General features: G+C 47.2%; 1 rRNA gene. It reads right to left on the bottom strand.

The features are described 5' to 3' along the window. Positions 1-15: 15 nt before the first annotated feature. Positions 16-2,899 (bottom strand): 23S ribosomal RNA (locus tag AC1DFM_RS34525). Positions 2,900-2,983: the final 84 nt, after the last annotated feature.

Here is a 2,983-nt window from a genome sequence, read left to right as displayed (position 1 = left end):
AGCGTAATATTTAAAAAATTAAAGCTTACGGGCAATTAGTATTACTCGGCTGCGATGTTACCACCCTTACACCTGTAACCTATCAACGTCGTAGTCTCCGACGGCCCTTAAAAGTAAACTCATCTTGAAGCAGGTTTCACGCTTAGATGCTTTCAGCGTTTATCCTATCCGTACATAGCTACTCTGCACTGCACCTGGCGGCACAACAGATACACCAGCGGTACGTACGACCCGGTCCTCTCGTACTAAGGTCATGTCCTCTCAATTTACTAACGATCACAACAGATAGGGACCGAACTGTCTTGCGACGTTCTGAACCCAGTTCACGTGCCACTTTAATCGGCGAACAGCCGAACCCTTGGGACCTTCTCCAGCCCCAGGATGTGACGAACCGACATCGAGGTGCCAAACCTCACCGTCGATATGAGCTCTTGGGTGAGATCAGCCTGTTATCCCCGGAGTACCTTTTATCCTTTGAGCGATGGCCCTTCCATACAGAACCACCGGATCACTTTAGCCTGCTTTCGCACCTGCTCGGCTTGTTTGCCTCACAGTCAAGCACCCTTATACTAATGCGCTCTRCGTACGATTACCAACCGTACTGAGGGTACCTTTGCGAGCCTCCGTTACCTTTTAGGAGGCGACCACCCCAGTCAAACTACCCACCAAACAATGTCTCCGTTGCCGGATTAGACTCTAAATAACAGAAGGTTGGTATTTCAACGATGACTCCACAACTCCTGGCGAAGCTGCTTCATAGTCTCCCAACTATCCTACACATCTGGCATTCAAAATCAATGTTAAGTTGTAGTGAAGGTTCACGGGGTCTTTCCGTCCCGTTGCGATTAACCGGCATCTTCACCGATACTACAATTTCACCGAGCTCGTGGTAGAGACAGTGTACAACTCATTAGACCATTCGTGCAGGTCGGAACTTACCCGACAAGGAATTTCGCTACCTTAGGACCGTTATAGTTACGGCCGCCGTTTACTGGGGCTTCAGTCAGAAGCTTTGGRTTACYCCGAACATCCTTCCTTAACCTTCCAGCACCGGGCAGGTATCAGGCTCTATACGTCATCTTTCGATTTTGCAGGGCCCTGTGTTTTTGTTAAACAGTTGGTTGTACCATTTTACTGAGGCCGCATTACTGCGGCACGCCTTATCCCGAAGTTACAGCGTCAATTTGCCTAGTTCCTTTACCACGGATCACTCGAGCGCCTGAGAATACTCATCTCGACTACCTGTGTCGGTTTACGGTACGGGCTGCTATAAACGAACCTTAGAAGTTTTTCTTGGAAGTCTGATTAGGGATACTATCARCGCGGCCGAAGCTTTGTTGTACTRTCAGGCTTCAGCAAGTCTGGCGGATTTTCCTACCAAACCTATACCTACACCCTTTAACGCACTATTCCGTAAGTGCGCGATCCTTTCACTACTCCGTTACTCCATCGAATTTATAGCAGGTACTGGAATATTCACCAGTTTGCCATCAGCTACGCCTTTCGGCTTTGCCTAAGGACCCGACTAACCCTGATCCGATTAGCGTTGATCAGGAACCCTTAGTCTTACGGCGATAAGATTTTTCATCTTATTTATCGTTACTTATGCCTACATTTTCTTTTCTAAACGCTCCAGCATGTCTCRCAACACACCTTCGATGCAGTTTAGAATGCTCCCCTACCGTCTGACACCTAAATGTCAGGCCTAAAGCTTCGGTTATATGTTTGATGCCCGATTATTTTCCGTGCCCAAACCCTCGACCAGTGAGCTGTTACGCACTCTTTAAATGAATGGCTGCTTCCAAGCCAACATCCTGGCTGTTTTAGGATTTGAACCGCGTTTGATCAACTTAACATATCATTAGGGACCTTAGCTGTTAGTCTGGGTTATTTCCCTCTCGGCCATGGACCTTAGCGCCCACAGCCTCACTCCTGGAGATTATATTATAGCATTCGGAGTTTATTAGGGTTTGGTAGGCGGTGAAGCCCCCTAGCCCAATTAGTAGCTCTACCTCTATAATACGTCTATATCCAAGGCTGTTCCTAAAAACATTTCGGGGAGAACGAGCTATCTCTCAGTTTGATTGGCCTTTCACCCCTATCCACAGGTCATCCCATAGCTTTTCAACGCTAATGAGTTCGGGCCTCCAGTTAGTTTTACCTAACCTTCACCCTGCCCATGGATAGATCACAAAGTTTCGCGTCTACCCCCACTGACTGATTCGCTCTGTTAGAACTTGCTTTCGCTACGGCTCCGGTACTGAAGACCTTAACCTTGCCAGTGAGGAGTAACTCGTAGGCTCATTATGCAAAAGGCACGCCGTCACCATTGCTGGCTCCGACCGCTTGTAAGCGCACGGTTTCAGGAACTATTTCACTCTCCTGTTCGGAGTACTTTTCACCTTTCCCTTACGGTACTGGTTCACTATCGGTATCTAAGGAGTATTTAGCCTTACCAGATGGTGCTGGCAGTTTCATACAGGATTCCTCCGGTCCCGCACTACTCAGGATACTACACGTCCATCAGAATTTCTGTCTACAGGGCTATCACCTGCTRCGGCTCATCTTTCCAGATGATTCAACTTGATCTGACTTTCTAAAAGTAGTCCTACAACCCCGGATAGAATTGCTTCGATCCGGTTTGGGCTCTTCCCCGTTCGCTCGCCACTACTTAGGGAATCATTATTTATTTTCTTTTCCTACAGGTACTTAGATGTTTCAGTTCCCTGCGTTGGCTCTCCTTGCGGAGTAATACACCTTCAGTGTACTGGGTTGTCCCATTCGGAAATCTACGGATGTAACGATCGTTTGCATCTCCCCGTAGCTTATCGCAGCTTACCACGTCCTTCTTCGCCTCTTAGATCCTAGGCATCCACCATGCGCTCTTATTCGCTTTAAAAAATTTAGTATTCAAATACTACTATTTCGAATACAACTTGCATTTCCCAATATGTCAAAGAACTTTTAATCACTGATCTCTTTT

Source organism: Chitinophaga sp. 05T412 (assembly GCF_056396465.1).
The sequence above is the reverse complement of the archived record's forward strand: the minus strand, read 5'-3'. Positions and strand labels throughout refer to the sequence as shown.